At 66.3% G+C, this 15980-nt stretch carries 11 protein-coding genes; 8 read left to right on the forward strand and 3 right to left on the reverse strand.

Going from position 1 to position 15980, the window contains the following annotated elements; genetic code table 11:
- Window positions 1–45: 45 nt before the first annotated feature.
- Complete coding sequence (locus tag BTO02_RS06675) at window positions 46–2226, forward strand: malate synthase G (protein WP_075156378.1); 2181 nt, start codon at window positions 46–48, stop codon at window positions 2224–2226.
- A 75-nt stretch (window positions 2227–2301) separates the two neighbouring features.
- On the opposite strand, the gene asnB is transcribed toward BTO02_RS06675, so the two are convergent.
- On the reverse strand, window positions 2302–4143 hold the full coding sequence (gene asnB, locus BTO02_RS06680) for an asparagine synthase (glutamine-hydrolyzing) (protein ID WP_075156379.1): 1842 nt from the start codon (window positions 4141–4143) through the stop codon (window positions 2302–2304).
- 274 nt (window positions 4144–4417) lie between these two features.
- Here asnB and BTO02_RS06685 point away from each other — a divergent pair, with 274 nt between their 5' ends.
- Both BTO02_RS06685 and BTO02_RS06690 read left to right on the forward strand, forming a co-directional pair.
- Window positions 4418–6130, forward strand: coding sequence for an alkaline phosphatase family protein (locus BTO02_RS06685; RefSeq protein ID WP_075156380.1), 1713 nt, complete (start codon window positions 4418–4420; stop codon window positions 6128–6130).
- A gap of 191 nt (window positions 6131–6321) precedes the next feature.
- On the forward strand, window positions 6322–7188 hold the full coding sequence (locus tag BTO02_RS06690; RefSeq protein WP_075156381.1) for an intradiol ring-cleavage dioxygenase: 867 nt from the start codon (window positions 6322–6324) through the stop codon (window positions 7186–7188).
- Here the strand turns inward: BTO02_RS06690 and BTO02_RS06695 are convergent.
- Entirely contained in the window at window positions 7185–8156 is a 972-nt protein-coding gene (locus BTO02_RS06695; RefSeq protein WP_075158651.1) for a polysaccharide deacetylase family protein, read from the reverse strand. The genes BTO02_RS06690 and BTO02_RS06695 overlap by 4 nt on opposite strands.
- A gap of 394 nt (window positions 8157–8550) precedes the next feature.
- On the opposite strand from BTO02_RS06695, the gene BTO02_RS06705 reads away from it, so the two are divergent.
- The 5 genes from BTO02_RS06705 to BTO02_RS06725 all read left to right on the forward strand — a co-directional run bounded on the left by BTO02_RS06705 (window position 8551) and on the right by BTO02_RS06725 (window position 14320).
- Window positions 8551–9336 carry a GntR family transcriptional regulator gene (locus BTO02_RS06705; RefSeq protein ID WP_083615014.1) on the forward strand — a complete coding sequence of 262 codons (786 nt, stop codon included), beginning with the start codon at window positions 8551–8553 and terminating at the stop codon, window positions 9334–9336.
- Between the two features lie 88 nt (window positions 9337–9424).
- Complete coding sequence (locus BTO02_RS06710) at window positions 9425–10534, forward strand: BMP family ABC transporter substrate-binding protein (protein WP_232243474.1); 1110 nt, start codon at window positions 9425–9427, stop codon at window positions 10532–10534.
- Between the two features lie 39 nt (window positions 10535–10573).
- A complete protein-coding gene (locus tag BTO02_RS06715; protein ID WP_075156384.1) occupies window positions 10574–11719 on the forward strand; it encodes an ABC transporter permease in 1146 nt (381 codons plus the stop codon).
- Complete coding sequence (locus tag BTO02_RS06720; RefSeq protein ID WP_075156385.1) at window positions 11719–12648, forward strand: ABC transporter permease; 930 nt, start codon at window positions 11719–11721, stop codon at window positions 12646–12648. Before BTO02_RS06715 ends, BTO02_RS06720 begins: the two co-directional genes overlap by 1 nt.
- Window positions 12649–12727: 79 nt before the next feature.
- Complete coding sequence (locus BTO02_RS06725; protein ID WP_075158652.1) at window positions 12728–14320, forward strand: ABC transporter ATP-binding protein; 1593 nt, start codon at window positions 12728–12730, stop codon at window positions 14318–14320.
- Between the two features lie 153 nt (window positions 14321–14473).
- Here BTO02_RS06725 and BTO02_RS06730 read toward each other — a convergent pair whose 3' ends face one another.
- Complete coding sequence (locus BTO02_RS06730; protein ID WP_232243475.1) at window positions 14474–15943, reverse strand: amidohydrolase family protein; 1470 nt, start codon at window positions 15941–15943, stop codon at window positions 14474–14476.
- Window positions 15944–15980 lie beyond the last annotated feature (37 nt).

Here is a 15980-nt window from a genome sequence, read left to right on the forward strand (position 1 = left end):
GTATCCCACTCGCCCCAACGAAACAGCAGACAGGAAGTAGCGATAATGACTCAGCCAAAGATGATTCAGCGCGGCGGCCTGCAAGTGGCCGCCAATCTCGACCAGTTCATCGAACAGGAAGCGCTGCCGGGCACCGGCGTCGAAAGCGCCGCGTTCTGGGCCGGCTTCGACAAGCTCGTGCACGACCTCGCGCCGAAGAACCGCGCGCTGCTCGCCGAGCGCGAGCGGCTGCAGCGCGAGCTCGACACGTGGCATCGCGCGCATCCGGGACCGGTGCGCGACGCGAAGGCGTACCGCGCGTTCCTCGAAGACATCGGTTACATCGTGCCGTCGCCCACGCGCGTGCAGGCCACGACCGACCATGTCGACACCGAAATCGCCGAACAGGCAGGCCCGCAGCTCGTCGTGCCGCTGTCGAATGCGCGCTATGCGCTGAACGCCGCGAATGCGCGCTGGGGCAGCCTCTATGACGCGCTGTACGGCACCGATGCGATTCCCGATAGCGACGGCGCGCAGCGCAAGGCCGGTTTCAATCCGGTGCGCGGTGCGCGCGTGATCGCCTATGCGCGCGCGTTCCTCGATCAGGCGGCGCCGCTTGCGAACGGTTCGCACGCCGACGCAACGCGTTACGCGGTCGAAGGCGGCAAGCTCGTCGTGACGTTGAAGAGCGGCAGCAGCGCGCTGCGCGACCCGGCGCAGTTCGCGGGCTTCCAGGGCGATGCGGCGGCGCCGTCCGCCGTGCTGCTCAAGCACCATGGCCTGCATTTCGAGATCCAGATCGATGCGGCCGATTCGATCGGCAAGACCGATGCCGCGCATGTCAAGGATGTGCTCGTCGAAGCGGCGGTGACGACCATCATCGATTGCGAAGACTCGGTGGCGGCCGTCGACGCCGACGACAAGGTCGAGCTCTATCGCAACTGGCTGGGCCTCATGAACGGCACGCTGACCGAAGAGGTGACGAAGGGCGGCAAGACGTTCACGCGGCGCCTGAACGCCGACCGCGAATATCAGCGCGCCGACGGCTCGAAGCTCACGCTGCATGGCCGTTCGCTGCTGTTCATCCGCAACGTCGGCCACCTGATGACGAACCCGTCCGTGCTCGATCGCGATGGCAACGAGATTCCGGAAGGCATTCTCGACGGCATGATCACCACGTTGTGCGCGCTGCACGATCGCAAGCACAAGCTCAATTCGCGCACGGGCTCGATCTATATCGTGAAGCCGAAGATGCACGGCCCCGCTGAAGTCGCGTTCGCGAACGAGCTGTTCGGCCGCGTCGAAGACGTGCTCGGCCTTGCGCGCAACACGATGAAGATGGGCATCATGGACGAGGAGCGCCGCACGAGCGTGAACCTGCTGGCGTGCATCGCGGAGGCGTCGGCGCGGGTCGCGTTCATCAACACGGGGTTCCTCGACCGCACCGGCGACGAGATGCATACGTCGATGGAAGCGGGCCCGATGCTGCGCAAGGGCGATATGAAGTCGACGGCGTGGATTGCCGCGTACGAGCGCAGCAACGTGCTCGTCGGTCTCGCGGCGGGCCTGCGCGGGCGCGCGCAGATCGGCAAGGGCATGTGGGCGATGCCCGATTTGATGGCCGCGATGCTCGAACAGAAGGTCGTGCATCCGAAGGCCGGCGCGAATACGGCCTGGGTGCCGTCGCCGACCGCGGCGACGCTGCACGCGCTGCATTATCACCAGGTCGACGTGCAAGCGGTTCAGCAGCAGCTCGAACGCACCGACTATGCGAGCGTGCGCGACGAACTGCTCGGCGGCCTGCTGACCGTGCCCGTGGTCGAAAAGGCGCAGTGGAGCGCCGACGAGATCCGCCAGGAGATCGAAAACAACGCGCAGGGCATTCTCGGCTATGTGGTGCGCTGGATCGACCAGGGCGTCGGCTGCTCGAAGGTGCCCGACATCCACAACGTGGGCCTGATGGAAGACCGCGCAACGCTGCGTATCTCGAGCCAGCATATCGCGAACTGGCTGCATCACGGCGTCGTCACGCGCGAGCAGGTGGAAGACACGTTCCGCCGTATGGCGAAGATGGTCGACCAGCAGAACGCCGGCGATTCGCACTATCAGCCGATGGCGCCGAACTACGATGCGTCGCTCGCGTTCAAGGCCGCGTGCGCGCTCGTGTTCGAGGGACGCGAGCAGCCGAGCGGTTACACGGAACCGCTGCTGCACAAGTTCCGCCTCGAGCTGAAGGCGAAGGGCTGATCCGCCGCGATCCGCTCACCGGCCCGCGGTAGCCCGGGCCGGTGAGCGGCGTCAGCGTTCCGGGTACCCATACGTTCAGGCTGACACGATTTCGACGTCGTATCGCTCGAGCCAATCGGCAAGCGCAAGCGTGTGATCGACGTCCACTCTCTCCCAGTTGATGCTGGATTCCCCGACCGGTTTATCGATCAGACTGCGCATTGCGTCGCGGTCGAATAGCTGCTGCACGCGCGGCGACGGATCGGCGAGCAGGGCGGCCATTCGCTGCTGCAGCAAATGTTCGTACGCGGGATCCTGCGTCGCCGGATACGCGCTTTTTTTGCGGTTCAGAATCGCATCGGGCAGCACGTCCTTGCTCGCGGCGCGCAACAGGCTCTTTTCGCGGCCGTCGAAATGCTTCATCTCCCAGGGCACGTTGAACATGTACTGCACGAGTTCGTGATCGCAGTACGGCACGCGCACTTCGAGGCCGACCGCCATGCTGAGGCGATCCTTGCGGTCGAGCAGGTTCGGCAGCCAGCAGGTCAGCCCGAGAAACGCGAGTTCGCGCCTGCGTGTCGCGAGCGCGCTTTCGCCGGGTAGCGCCGGCGTCGCGCGGCAGACCCGATCATGCGTATCGGCCCAGTATTCGGGCACGTCCAACGCGTCGCGAAGCTCGCGCGTCAGCACGCGCGCCGGGTCCGCGAGGCCGGACGTCCACGGCAGCGTCGTTGCATCGAGAAATTGCGGCAGGTGATGCCAGCGATAGCCGCCGAACACTTCGTCGGCCGCTTCGCCCGATAACGCGACCGTCGAATCGCGGCGCACCGCGCTGAACAGCAGATACAGCGACGGACACATATCGCTGCCGATCTTCCAGTTCGCATCGTATGCATCGACGACCGCGCGTCTCACTTCGGCGCTGGCGATCTGCGCGGTGTCGAGCTCGATCTCCGTATGTTGCGTGCGCAACTGTTCGACGAACGCGCGCACGAACGGCGCATCGCGCGAATCGCGCGAGTGGTCCGCCCCGAAAGGCACGCCGCGATCGGCGAAGTCGACCGAGTACGTGCGTACCGCGTGCCCGTCGCGCCGCCGCACGAGCCGGTCTGCGAGCGCCGTGACGGCCGATGAATCGAGGCCACCCGACAGCAGGCTGCACAACGGCACATCGCAGACGGTTTGCTGTTCGACGATGCGCTCCAGATGCGCACGCACGGTGTCGATCGTGCGCTCGAGCGAATCGGTGTGCTCGCGCGCTTCGAGTTTCCAGTAGCAGTGCTCGGTCAATCCATCGCGCGATACGCGCACGATGTGGCCGGGCTTCACTTCATGCATGCCGTCGTAGATCGCGTCGCCGGGCAGACGGGTAACGCTGAGCGCGCGGCGCAAACCGTCGAGCCCGACGCGCGGGCGCATCTGCGGATGCGCAAGAATCGCTTTCGGCTCGGAGCCGAACAGCACGCCGCGGCCAAACGGCCGATAAAACAGCGGCTTCACGCCGAGCCGGTCGCGCACGAGCAGCAAGCGCGCTTCGCGCACGTCCCAGATCGCAAACGCGAACATGCCGACGAAGCGCTCGGCACACGCTTCGCCCCATTCGAGATACGCGCGCAACACGACCTCGGTGTCGCTTTGTGTTCGAAACGTGTGTCCGCGCTTTTGCAGCGTCTCGCGCAATTCGACGAAGTTGTAGACCTCGCCGCTATACGTGAGGCAGGCGATGGTTTTGCCGTCTTCGATCGCGCGCATCGGTTGCGCGCCGCCTTCGAGATCGATAACCGACAGCCTGCGATGACCGAGCCCCGCATGCGTGCCGATCCAGATGCCTTGCGCGTCGGGGCCGCGTAAGGCCATTGCGTCCGTCATCGTTTGAATGACGGGTCGCTCGCCATTCAGGTTGCGCTCGTAATCCACCCATCCCGCGATACCGCACATATGTTCTCCGCGCTGTCACATGCACGGATAACACTTCGGCGACATGCGAATTCCTCGACGGCAAGGCGACGAAACACACGACACTGCGAATGCGTCGCGCCCGTTGGTTAACAGAACCTTAAGCAAAAAATGCTGTTGCGCAAATGCTTCGATATTCGAAGGCATCGACGCAATTCAGCGAGATGAAAGCGATTAATCACAGAACCGACTTGCTCGCGCTTCAAATTCGCCATCGATTACCAAGTGTTACTTCACCACCTGAAAGGACGAAAATATGAAGACGGTCAGGAAATCGATGCGTGTGCGGTACATGGTCGGCGCCATCGCGGTCTCGCTTGCAGCGATGCATGCAGCCGGTGCTGCGTCGATGAGCAATGGACAGGATCACGACGGACACCACGAAGGCAACGGCCATCATGGCGCGGTCAAGCATGTGCTGCTGATCAGCTTCGACGGCCTGCACGAACAGGACGTCGCGCGCTGCATCGCGGCGAATGCCTGCCCGAACCTCGCGCTGCTGGCGAAGGCCGGCACCACGTACACGAATGCGCACACGCCTGGCCTGTCGGATTCGTTCCCGGGCCTCGCCGCGCTCGTGACCGGCGGGTCGCCGAAAACGGCTGGGCTTTTCTATGACGTGTCGTATGACCGCACCCTCTACGCGCCGTCGGATACGCAGTGCACGGGCAAGCAGGGCTGGAACGTGGTGTTCGACGAGACCACGGGCATCGACGCCGAGAACGGCGGCGCGCTGATTCACCTCGACGGCGGCGGCGCATTCAACCCGCAGGCCATTCCGCATGCGCGAATCAACGGCGCCTGCGTGCCGGTGTTTCCGCACAACTACGTGAAGACGAATACGCTCTTCGAGGTAGTCAAACAGAACCTGCGCGGCGCGCGCACCGCATGGTCCGACAAGCATGCGTTCGGTTACGACTGGCTCAACGGCCCCTCGGGCACCGGTGTCGACGATCTGGCGCGTACCGAGATCAACTCGATCGATCCGGCCACGAAGACCGACTATACGGACGTCTTCACGCACACCGAGACGTTCGACAATTTCCACGTGCAGGAAATGGTCAACGAGATCGACGGCAAAGACTCGACCGGCGCGACCAACGCTGCCGTGCCGACCGTGTTCGGCGCCGACTTTCAGACGTTGAGCGTCGCGCAGAAGGCGCCGGTCGCGGCGGGCGGCGGTTATCTCGATGCCGATTTCACGCCGGGTCCGCAGGTGAGCGCGGCGATCACCTACATCGACGATTCGCTGGGCCGCCTCGTGACCGAACTCAAGCAGCGCAACCTGTATTCGTCGACGGCGATCATCGTGGCGTCGAAGCATGGCCAGTCGCCGACCGATCACACGAAGCTCGTGAAAAACGGCGATACGTTGACGAAGCTGCTCGAAGCGAATAACTTCCTCGACCCGAACGGCAACTTCGGCCAGGCCGCGACGAAAAGCGGCAACCTCAACGACGGCACGGGTCTCGTCGATACCGGCTTCGTGCAGACCGACGACGTCGGCCTGATCTGGCTGCGCGATCAGAGCCAGCGCGCCGCGGTCGTGAAAACGCTCAAGGACAATCTGAGCTGCAACGCGCCCGGCATCTGCGCGGACGGCCCGCAAGCCTATATTTTGTCGGGCCCGCAACTGGCCGAGCGCTTCGGCGACCCGGCGCTGGGCCGAACGCCCGACATCATCGTCCAGCCGAACCCGGGCGTGATTTATACGTCGAGCACGTCGAAGGACGAAGAGCATGGCGGCAATGCTCCCGACGACAGCCACCTCGGTCTCGTCGTCTATGTGCCCGGTGCGAACGATGCACATGGCGCGCGCAACTCAGGCCGTACGATCGACGAGCCGGTACTGACCACCGAAGTCGCGCCGTCGATTCTGCGCATGCTTGGCCTCGAGCCCGGGCTGCTGCATTCGGTCGCGCTCGAGGGCACGCCAGTGCTGCCCCAGTTCGAACAAGGCCGCTTCTAAGCTGACTTGACCGGCAGGCGCCGACGCGAGCGCTTCGCGTTGGCGCTACATTGCTTCGCACGCCGGAGTTTGCGGTCGCGTCAGCCATTGCGCGTCTATGTCATGATGGGTTGAAACGTGAACAAGGCGTGACCCAGGCGTGAATCAGGCCTGATGCACGCTTCAGGCATTTTTCGTACAGGGCGGCCATCATGCGCAACGTCGACGAGAACACGATCACCGAAGCCGTACTTGCACGGCATGAACTCGCGGGCAATGCGAGGCTCAAGGAAATTGCGGGCAGCCTTGTGCGCCACCTGCATGCGTTCGCACGCGAGGTGAACCTCACGGAAAGCGAATGGGAGGCGGGCATCCGCTTTCTCACGGAAGTCGGTCATATGACCGATGAAAAGCGCCAGGAGTTCATACTGCTCTCCGATACGCTCGGATTATCGATGCTCGTGGTCGCGATGGCGAACCGCAAACCTGCCGGCTGCACGGAGGCAACCGTGTTTGGCCCGTTCTTCGTCGAAGGCGCGCCCGAGTATGAGAACGGCGCGGACGTCGCGAACGGCGCAACGGGGGTGCCGTGTTTCGTGTCGGGGAAAATCGTCGGCCTCGACGGCGAGCCGGTCGCGCATGCGCGCATCGAAGTCTGGCAGGCCGATGCCGATGGGCATTACGACGTCCAGTATCCGAACGACGGCGAGCACCGCGGTCGCGGTGCGCTGCATAGCCGCGCGGACGGCAGCTTTAACTTCCGCTCGATTGTCGGCGAGCCGTATCCGATTCCGCACGATGGGCCGGTCGGCCGCATGCTCGACGCGCTGGGCCGTCACCCGTGGCGGCCTGCGCATCTGCATTTCATGATCACGGCGCCCGGTTATGAGCGGCTCGTCACCCACGTGTTTCGCGAGGGCGACCCGTATCTCGACTCGGACGCGGTGTTCGGCGTGCGCTCGTCGCTGATCGCACCGTGGGTGCGGCACGACGCGGGCGTAGCGCCGGACGGCACGCGCATGACGGCGCCGTTCTACACGCTCGAATTCGACTTCGTGCTGAACCGCGCGACGCCCTAGCGAGGCGCACCGTCGGCGCGCACGAGCCCGGCGCTTTCCATCGCATCCATATGGCGCGCAATGGCGCCGGGCGTGGTGATCCAGACATCGCCTTGCGCACGGGCCTCGGCAATGTGCTTCAGCGCGCGCCGCAGGTGCCGCAGACGATACGGCTGCCCGACCAGATACGGATGCAGCGCGATGCCCATCACGAGCGCTTGCGGACACCGGCCCGTGTGCACCTGCTCGCGCATTTCGTCGAACTGATCGATGATCATGTCGGCGAACGCGCAGCCGTCCAGATGGCGGCCGATCATCATCGGCAGATCGTTGAGTTCCTGCGGATACGGAATCGACCAGAGCGGGCCGCCGCGCGTGGCCATGCGCACCGGGCGATCGTCGTGACACCAGTTCAGCGTATAGCGATAGCCGGTTTCGGCAAGCAGGTCGGGTGTGGCGAGCGACTCCGAGATCCACGGCGATAGCCAGCCGGCCGGCGGCGTGCCCGCATGCGCGGCGATCCGGTCGCGGCAGTGCGCGAGCAGCGCGCGTTCGTCGGCCTCGGACAGCGTGCCCTGCCGTTGCGAGTTCGTGTGGCCGTGTCCGATCAATTCGTCGCCGCGCGCGACACACGCATCGATCACCTCCGGGCAATGGTCGTAAAGCGAGGTATTGATCAGCACGCCGGCCGGCATGTCGAGCTGGTCGAACAGTTCGAGGCACCGCCACACGCCGACGCGATTGCCGTATTCGCGCCAGCTGTAGTTGAGCACGTCCGGTTCCGGCGATATCGGCCCGAGCGCTGCGCCCAGCCCGCTGCCGAATGCGAAGTGCTCGATATTGAAGCCGAGATAAACGGCGAGCCGCTTGTCGCCGGGCCAGCCGTACGCGTCCGCGTCGGTGATCGCGCGATACGGAAAGCGGCCATGTGTTGCAAGCGGACCGATCGCAGCCGCACCCGCGGCGCGGCCCTCGAAAGTTTCTTTCATGTGTTTGACGATGTTGACAAAGACCGTGCGGCGCGTGGAATCGCCCACGCGATGATCGGCTGTTCCGAGCCTGCGCCCCAAAAAAACGTTGTCGACAATACGTCGATTTGTCGTATCCAGCAAGCGGTCAAAACTGTGTACCAAAACGGGGTGGGGATTCGCCGATCTGGCGCATGGGCGCGCCAAGAACGGGCGCGCCCGTGCACTGGAATGCGGTCGAGGCACTCAAGCTGCCGCGGCGATATGCGCTGCGCAACGATGCTGCGTACGCAGCGCCGGCCATCTTGCATACCGGACGCTGCAATCTGGCATACATGTTGCGATCCATTGCGTCCATTTTCCGGCGCACATCGTCGATATGCAGCCGGTTTCGCTTCTCTTACCGTTCTCTTTCATGACATCAGTCAGCCGTGCGGACGTCGCTTATCTGTCGATGCGGCAAGCCATCGTCGAGCAGGCGCTCGTGCCGGGCACGAAGCTGCCGGAGGATGCGCTTGCCGCGCATTTCGGCGTGAGCCGCACGCTGATTCGCGCGGCGCTCGCGCGGCTCGCGAACGAAGGCCTGATCGATACCGGCAACAAGCGCAGCGCAACCGTGGCGCGGCCGAGCCGGGAAGAAGCGAAGGCGGTGTTCGAAGTGCGCCGCTGCCTCGAGGTCGAGGTTGTGCGTCTGGTGGCGCAGAACTGGCAGCCCGAGTTCGTCGCATTGCTCGACGAACACGTGCGCCGCGAAGAGGCGGCGCGCGGCGCCGGCGCGAAGCTCGAACTGCGCGTGGCGAGCGAGTTTCACATGTTGCTTGCGCAACTGAGCGGCAATCCGCTGATCGAGCGCTATGTGTCGGAGGTCGTGTCGCGTTGCTCGCTGATTCTCGCGGTGCACGGTCATGAGCCGTCGCAGGAGTGCGGCATGCGCGAGCACCGCACGCTGATCGCCGCGCTGCGCAAACGCGACGCGGCGCTCGCGCAGCAATTGATGAGCGACCACCTGCAGGCGCTCGAAGCGCGTTCGCTCGTCGATCGCGCGGAGACGGCGCGGCCCGACATCGTCGACATACTCGGGCGCTATTCGGCCGCGTTCGCGCCTGCGGACCAGCCGGCGGCTGCGAAACGCGCTGCCCGCAAACCGCGCGAACCACGCGAACCACGCGAGCGGCCCGCAAAACAGACGCGCGGCGCATGAGATCACCGCCGGCCGCGTCGAAGCAGTCTTTCCCTACGCCTGATCAGACCAATCGAATCAACCGAACCTACGCCTGGAGCGAATGCAGATGAAGCAGCGAATCAATCGACGACAATTTCTCGCACTATCGGGCGCGGGGGCGGTGGGCCTTGCCGCCGGCATGGTGCCGCGCCTCGCGGCCGCCAAGGACAAGCTGACGATCGGCATCGTCTACGTCGGACCGCGCGACGATTTCGGCTGGAACCAGTCGCACGCAGTCGCCGCGCAGGCATTGCGTGCGCTGCCGAACGTCAACGTGGTCGAGGAAGAGAACGTGCCCGAGACGATCGCGGTGCGCAAGTCGATGGAGTCGATGATCGAGCTCGACGGCGCGTCGCTGATTCTCGGCACGTCGTTCGGCTACTTCGATCCCTACATGGTCGATCTCGCGCGCGCGTATCCGAACGTGCAGTTCCGCCACGCGAGCCGGCTGTGGGATCCGGCGAAGCACCCGAACAATCTCGGCGGCTACTTCGCCTATCGCGACCAGGGCCATTACGTGAACGGCGTGGCGGCCGGCCTGTCGACGAAAACCAATCAGATAGGCTATGTCGCCGCAAAGCCGATCGGCATCGTGCTGCGCACGATCAACTCGTTCATGCTCGGCGTGCGCAAGGTGAACCCGCACGCGTCGGTCAAACTGATCTTCACCGGCGACTGGACGTTGCCCGTGCGCGAAGCCGAGGCGACCAATGCGCTGATCGCGGGCGGCTGCGATGTGATCGCGTGTCACGTCGACAGCCCGAAGGTCGTCGTCGAAACGGCCGAGCAGCACGGCGTGAAGAGCTGCGGTCACAACACGTCGCAGGCCGCGCTCGCGCCGAAGGGGTTCATCACCGGTGCCGAGGCGAAGTGGGAAACCGCGTACAAGGGCTACGCGGCCGATATCGCCGCGGGCCGCAAACTGCCGAACGTGATGTACGGCGGTTACGACAAGGATCTGGTCGCGAGCACGCCGTTCGGCGCGGGGGCGACACCGCAGGCGCGCACTGCGGCGCTCGCGGCGATCGCCGATCTCAAAGCGGGCAAGCCGATCTACGTCGGCCCGATCCGCAGCAACACCGGCAAGATCGTCATCGACAAAACCTACGGCAATTACGATCCGTTCCTCGATCAGACCGACTACCTCGTCGAGGGCGTGATCGGTTCGATCTCCTGAGCCTCGCGCTTCACTGTTGATTCCACTGTGCAATAGGATATGGCGAGCGATTCGACGCAATCCATCACACCGCCGGCAAGCGCGGCCGACGTGCGCGAGCGCCGCGAGCGTTTCCTGCCGCTGCGGCAAAGCGCCGAAATGCTGACGATTTCGGCGCTCGCCGTGGGCGGCGCCGCGGCGCTCTTTTCGGTGCTGCTGCTCACGCTCGGCGTCGCGCCGGGCGAGTTCTTCGAACTGGTGTGGCGCGGCGGGTTCGGCACCTGGTTTTCGCTGCAGAACACGCTCGTGCGCGCGGCGCCGCTCGTGTTCACCGCGCTGACCGTCGCGATTCCCGCGCAGCTCGGTCTCGTCGTGATCGGCGGCGAAGGCGCGCTCGTGCTCGGCGGCTTCGCAGCCGCCTGCGCGGCGCTGCCGTTCGGCGGCGGCGGGGCGCCCGTGCTCGTCATGACCGCGATGGTCGCGGCCGCGCTCGCGAGCGGCGCCGCATGGATCGGCCTCGTCGGCGCGCTGCGGCACCTGCGCGGCGCGAACGAAACGATCTCGAGCCTGCTGATGTCGTACCTCGCGATCGCGATCCTGAACTTCTTCGTCGAAGGACCGTTGCGCGATCCGGCGAGTCCGATCAAATCGTCGACGCGACCGATCGGCGACGCGAACATGGTCGGCAATATTCCCGGCACGAGCGTGCATTGGGGCCTCGCGGTCAGCATCGCACTCGCGTTCGCCGTGTGGGTGCTGATGCGCCGCACGACGTTCGGCTTCGCGGCGCGGCTCACGGGCGGCAATCTGCGCGCCGCGCGCGCGCAGGGTCTGCCGGTCGGACGGCTGATCGTCGCGGCGTGCGCGATCGCAGGCGCGTGCGCGGGGCTGGCCGGCTATTTCGAGGTGGCCGCCGTGCAGGGCCGTGCGAACGCGTCGCTGGCGGCGGGCTACGGCTTCTCCGGCATTCTCGTGTCGTTTCTCGCGCGTCACCACGCGCTGGCGATCGTGCCGGTCGCGATTCTCGTCGGCGGCATATCGGCCTCGGGCGGCCTGATCCAGCGGCGGCTCGATCTGCCCGACGCAACCGTGCTGCTGCTCGAAGGCACGCTGTTCGTCGTGCTGCTCGTGAGCGAGACGCTGTACGGGCGTTTCGCGATCTTCCGGGCGGCGCGCGGCACGCCCGGCCTCGACGGACAATCATGATGGCCACGACCGATATCGGTATCTGGGCGGTTCCGCTCGCGATGCTCGCCGGCGCGATCCGCGTGTCGACGCCTTTTCTCTTCGTCAGTCTCGGCGAATGCCTGACCGAGAAGTCCGGGCGCATCAACTTGGGGCTCGAAGGCACGCTCGTGTTCGGCGCGATGTCCGCGTATGCCGTGAGCTTCCATACGCAGTCGCCGTGGTTCGGCACGCTGTGCGCGGGCTTTGCGGGCGCCGCGTTCGGCGCGCTGCACGGCGCGATATGCCGGCTGCCGCGCGTGAGCGATATCGCGATCGGCATTGCGATGATGCTGTTCGGCACCGGGCTCGCCTTCTTTTTCGGCAAGCCGTATATCCAGCCCGATGCGCCGCATCTGCCTTCGCTTGCGCTCGGTGCGTGGTCCGCGCTGCCGCAGGTGCAGGCGGCGCTGCAGATCAACCCGCTGTTCCTGATCGGCATCGTGCTGGCCGTCGTGCTCGCCTGGGCGCTGCGGCGCACGCGTTGGGGCCTTGTCGTGCGCATGTGCGGCGATTCGGCGAGCGCGGCGCGCGCCGCCGGGTATCGCGTCGACGCGGTGCGGCTCGTGGCGACCGCGCTGGGCGGCTTTATGGCCGGCGTCGGCGGCGCGTTCCTGTCGCTGTCATATCCGGGCAGCTGGAGCGAAGGGCTGTCGTCGGGGCAGGGGATGATGGCGGTCGCGCTCGTTATTTTCGCGCGCTGGCATCCGCTCGGCTGCGTGGGCGCCGCCTTGCTGTTCGGCGCGGCGGGCGCGATCGGCCCCGCGCTGCAAAGCATCGGCGTGACGTCCGGCTATTACTTCTTCAACGCGGCGCCGTATCTGCTGACGCTCGTCGTGCTCGTTGCGTCGTCGTCGCCGCGTCGCAATCTGAAGGGCGCGCCGGCCGAGCTGTCGATTACGCGCCGATGAAGCGGACCGGCGCAGGCCGCGCTGCATGCCCTCCACGCGCGGCGCGCGCCATGCCGGCGATTTCTTTCAGGTGACGACCATGTCGCATTTCTCTGCGGTACCCGCCGCGCCGCGTGCCGGCGATTCGTCCGGCCGTGCCGGCCTTGCGCTCGAAACGGTCGGGATCACGAAGCATTTTGGCGCACACGTCGCGCTCGACGATGTATCGATCAAGGTGCGCGCGGGCACGATCCACGCATTGCTCGGCGAGAACGGCGCGGGCAAGTCAACGCTCGTCAAGTGCGTGATGGGCGAGTACAAGGCGACGCGCGGACAGGTGCTGCTCGACAACCGCGAAGCGGCGATCGACGGGATTCGCGATGCGCACCGGCGCGGCATGGGTATGGTTTATCAGCATTTCACGCTCGTGCCGTCGCTGAGCGCCGCCGAGAATCTCGTGATGGCGCGCGCCGACGTGCCGGCGCTGATCGACTGGCGCGCGGAGAAGCAGAAGCTGCGCGCGTTTCTCGAGCGCATGCCGTTGCGCGTGCCGCTCGAGCGGCCGGTCGCGAGTCTGGCGGCCGGCGAGCGGCAGAAGCTCGAAATCCTGAAGCAGCTCTATCTCGCGCGGCGCCTTCTCATTCTCGACGAACCGACGTCGGCGCTCACGCCCGGCGAGGCCGACGAAGTGCTGTCGCTGCTGCGCACGCTCACGCGCAGCGAAGGGCTCACCGTCATCATGATCAGCCACAAGTTTCGCGAGGTGACGCAATACGCGGACGAGGTCAGCGTGCTGCGGCGCGGCCGGCTGGCCGGCGCGGGGACGGTCGGCGCGCTGTCGGTCGATGCGATGAGCCGCATGATGGTCGGCGACGCGGTGCTGCGCGAAGCTGCGCCGCGTCGCGCATGGCATGGCGCGCCGCAGCCGGTCGCGCTCGAAGTCGAGCGCATCGGCGCGGACGACGACGACGGCCTGCCGGCCGTTCGCGAGGTCAGTCTTGCGGTGCGCGCGGGCGAAGTGGTCGGCATCGCCGGCGTGTCGGGCAACGGTCAGGCGCAACTGGTCGAAGTGCTGTCGGGCCAGCGCGAGGCCAGCAGCGGGCGCATGCGCGTGGGCGGCCGCGCCTATCGGCCGAGGCGCGCGCAGATGCGCGCCGGCAAGGTGTTCTGCCTGCCCGAGGAGCCGCTGCGCAATGCGGCGGTCGCGCATATGACGGTGGCCGAAAACATCGCGTTCCGCGTGTTCGACGCGCCGGGGCTGCGCGGCCTGGGCGGCTGGCTGTCGCCTGCGCGGATCCGCCGTCATGCGCTCGGATTGATTGCCGCGTATCGCGTGAAGACGGCGTCGCCGGACGAACCGATCGGTAACCTGTCGGGCGGCAACGTGCAGCGTGCGATTCTCTCGCGCGAACTGTCGGGCGAGGTCGAAGTGCTGATCGTCGCGAATCCGTGTTTCGGCCTCGACTTCGCGTCGGCGGCCGAGATTCGCGCGCGCATCGTCGAGCAGCGCAACCGCGGCGCGGCCGTGCTGCTGATCTCGGAAGATCTCGACGAGATACTCGAACTCGCGGACCGCATCGCCGTCATGAGCGAGGGGCGCATCGTGTACGACGCACCCGCGTCCGAAACCGATCAGCCGGCCATCGCGCGCGCCATGGCCGGCGAGGCGACCGTGGCCGCAGCGGATCGCTGATACGCGGTGCGCGGTTCAACGCGTGAGGTGCGTGGTGCGCCGCGCGTTGCCGTGCCTCGCCGCGTTACGCCATGCTGTGCTCTGCTGTGCCGCGTTCGCGCGGCTCATGGCTCACGGCTGGCTCGCGGCGATGGGTGCGCAACAGCGCGCCGGTCAGCAGCAGCCGAACCAGGCGCTCTTGCGGTAGAACGGGCCGAGATCGTCGGACAACGCGTCGAGCGTTGCGCGCCATGCATGCACCGACGGCTGCGCGCCGATGCGCGCGCGCAACTGGCCGAGCAGTTCGGCGCGCAACGCCGTTTCGTCGACGCCTTGCACACGGCCGCCGGCCACCACGGTCCGGCCGCCGATCACGACTTCGTCGATATGCGCGCCGCTGCCGCGCGCGAGCAGCAGCTCGAATGGATCGACCGGGAACAGCGCATCGTCGTCGAGCGCATCCCAGTCCAGCAGCATGAAATCGGCGGTCGCGCCTACTTCGAGCCGTCCGCCGGGCAATGCGCCCGCTCGCGCACCGAGCACGCTGCGCCGGCCGCTTTGCGCGGCGAACGCCCAGAGCTGGGCGCGCGTCATGGTGACGTCGAAGCCCCAGCCGCGGTGCAGCTGATAAGCGAGGCGCAACTCGCGCAGCGCATCGTTGTCCTCGTCGATACCCGTGCAATCGAGGCCGAGCGCGATGCGGCAGCCGTGCCGCAACATCTCGGGCACGGGCGCAATGCCGGACTTCAGATACAGATTCGAACTCGTGTTGACGGCGATCGTCACGCCGCGCTCGGCGAGCCGCGCGAGTTCGTCGGGACGCGCATAGACGCAGTGCGCGAGCGTGAGCCGCGGACTGAGCAGGCCAAGGTCGTCGAGATAGCGGACGATGCCCTCCGGATGCGTGCGATCGGCCCATTCGCGCTGATACGGCGTTTCCAGCAGATGCAGATGGACCGGGCGGTCATGGTCGGCCGAGGCCTGCGCGATCGCCGCGAGCAACGGCGTCGAGCACCACTGGACGCCGGTCGGTCCATATTGCACCGTCACGTGCTCGCCGTAGCCTTCGCCGTCGATCATGCGGGCGACGTCGTCGACGAGCGCGAGCTGCTGCTGCGCGGACACGGGCTTGACGGCAAGCTGCGCGGCCACCGCGTCGCGGATCGCAGGGCGCAGCGCGGCGAGCGCGGTCGCGTCGTCGCAATACGCAATGCCCTGGCGGTCGCGCATTGCAATCGCGAAGCCGATGCGGTTGCCGACGTCACGCGCGGCGCGCGCGAGCGCGCGTGCTTCGTCGACATACGGCATGCCGCCTTGCACGCGCGTGTAGTGCACCATCAGATTCGCGACGCCGTGACGCACCGAGCGCGCGAAAGCGGCAGCGGCGCTCAGATACGGATCGGCGCCGGGCGCGAGGCCCATAAACGGCAGCCAGCTTTCGAGCGGCTTGTCGAACGCGCCGACGCTCGCACTGCGCAGATAGCGGCCGTGATCGTGCGCATTGCTGAGCGCGGGCAGCGCGACGCGCCTTGGCTTCTCGGTCGACGCCGGTGGTTCAGGAGCCCGCGCGATCGCAGCGATGCGCCCGTCTTCGACGCTCAGGCTCATATCGGCTTGCGCGGGCGTCGTTCCGGGGTCGGTCAATAACCAGGTGCAGGGCCAAATGCGGGGCCAGGTGCGG

The organism is Paraburkholderia sp. SOS3 (genome assembly GCF_001922345.1).
Taxonomy (GTDB): domain Bacteria; phylum Pseudomonadota; class Gammaproteobacteria; order Burkholderiales; family Burkholderiaceae; genus Paraburkholderia.

What these genes read in the sequence shown, in the direction of transcription:
- BTO02_RS06690 (WP_075156381.1), top strand. Translation starts at nt 6,322, where the DNA reads ATGCGCAACGTCGACGAGAACACGATCACCGAAGCCGTACTTGCACGG.
- BTO02_RS06720 (WP_075156385.1), top strand. Translation starts at nt 11,719, where the DNA reads ATGGCCACGACCGATATCGGTATCTGGGCGGTTCCGCTCGCGATGCTC.
- BTO02_RS06710 (WP_232243474.1), top strand. Translation starts at nt 9,425, where the DNA reads ATGAAGCAGCGAATCAATCGACGACAATTTCTCGCACTATCGGGCGCG.
- BTO02_RS06705 (WP_083615014.1), top strand. Translation starts at nt 8,551, where the DNA reads ATGACATCAGTCAGCCGTGCGGACGTCGCTTATCTGTCGATGCGGCAA.
- BTO02_RS06715 (WP_075156384.1), top strand. Translation starts at nt 10,574, where the DNA reads ATGGCGAGCGATTCGACGCAATCCATCACACCGCCGGCAAGCGCGGCC.
- BTO02_RS06685 (WP_075156380.1), top strand. Translation starts at nt 4,418, where the DNA reads ATGAAGACGGTCAGGAAATCGATGCGTGTGCGGTACATGGTCGGCGCC.
- BTO02_RS06695 (WP_075158651.1), bottom strand. Translation starts at nt 8,156, where the DNA reads ATGAAAGAAACTTTCGAGGGCCGCGCCGCGGGTGCGGCTGCGATCGGT.
- BTO02_RS06675 (WP_075156378.1), top strand. Translation starts at nt 46, where the DNA reads ATGACTCAGCCAAAGATGATTCAGCGCGGCGGCCTGCAAGTGGCCGCC.
- asnB (WP_075156379.1), bottom strand. Translation starts at nt 4,143, where the DNA reads ATGTGCGGTATCGCGGGATGGGTGGATTACGAGCGCAACCTGAATGGC.
- BTO02_RS06725 (WP_075158652.1), top strand. Translation starts at nt 12,728, where the DNA reads ATGTCGCATTTCTCTGCGGTACCCGCCGCGCCGCGTGCCGGCGATTCG.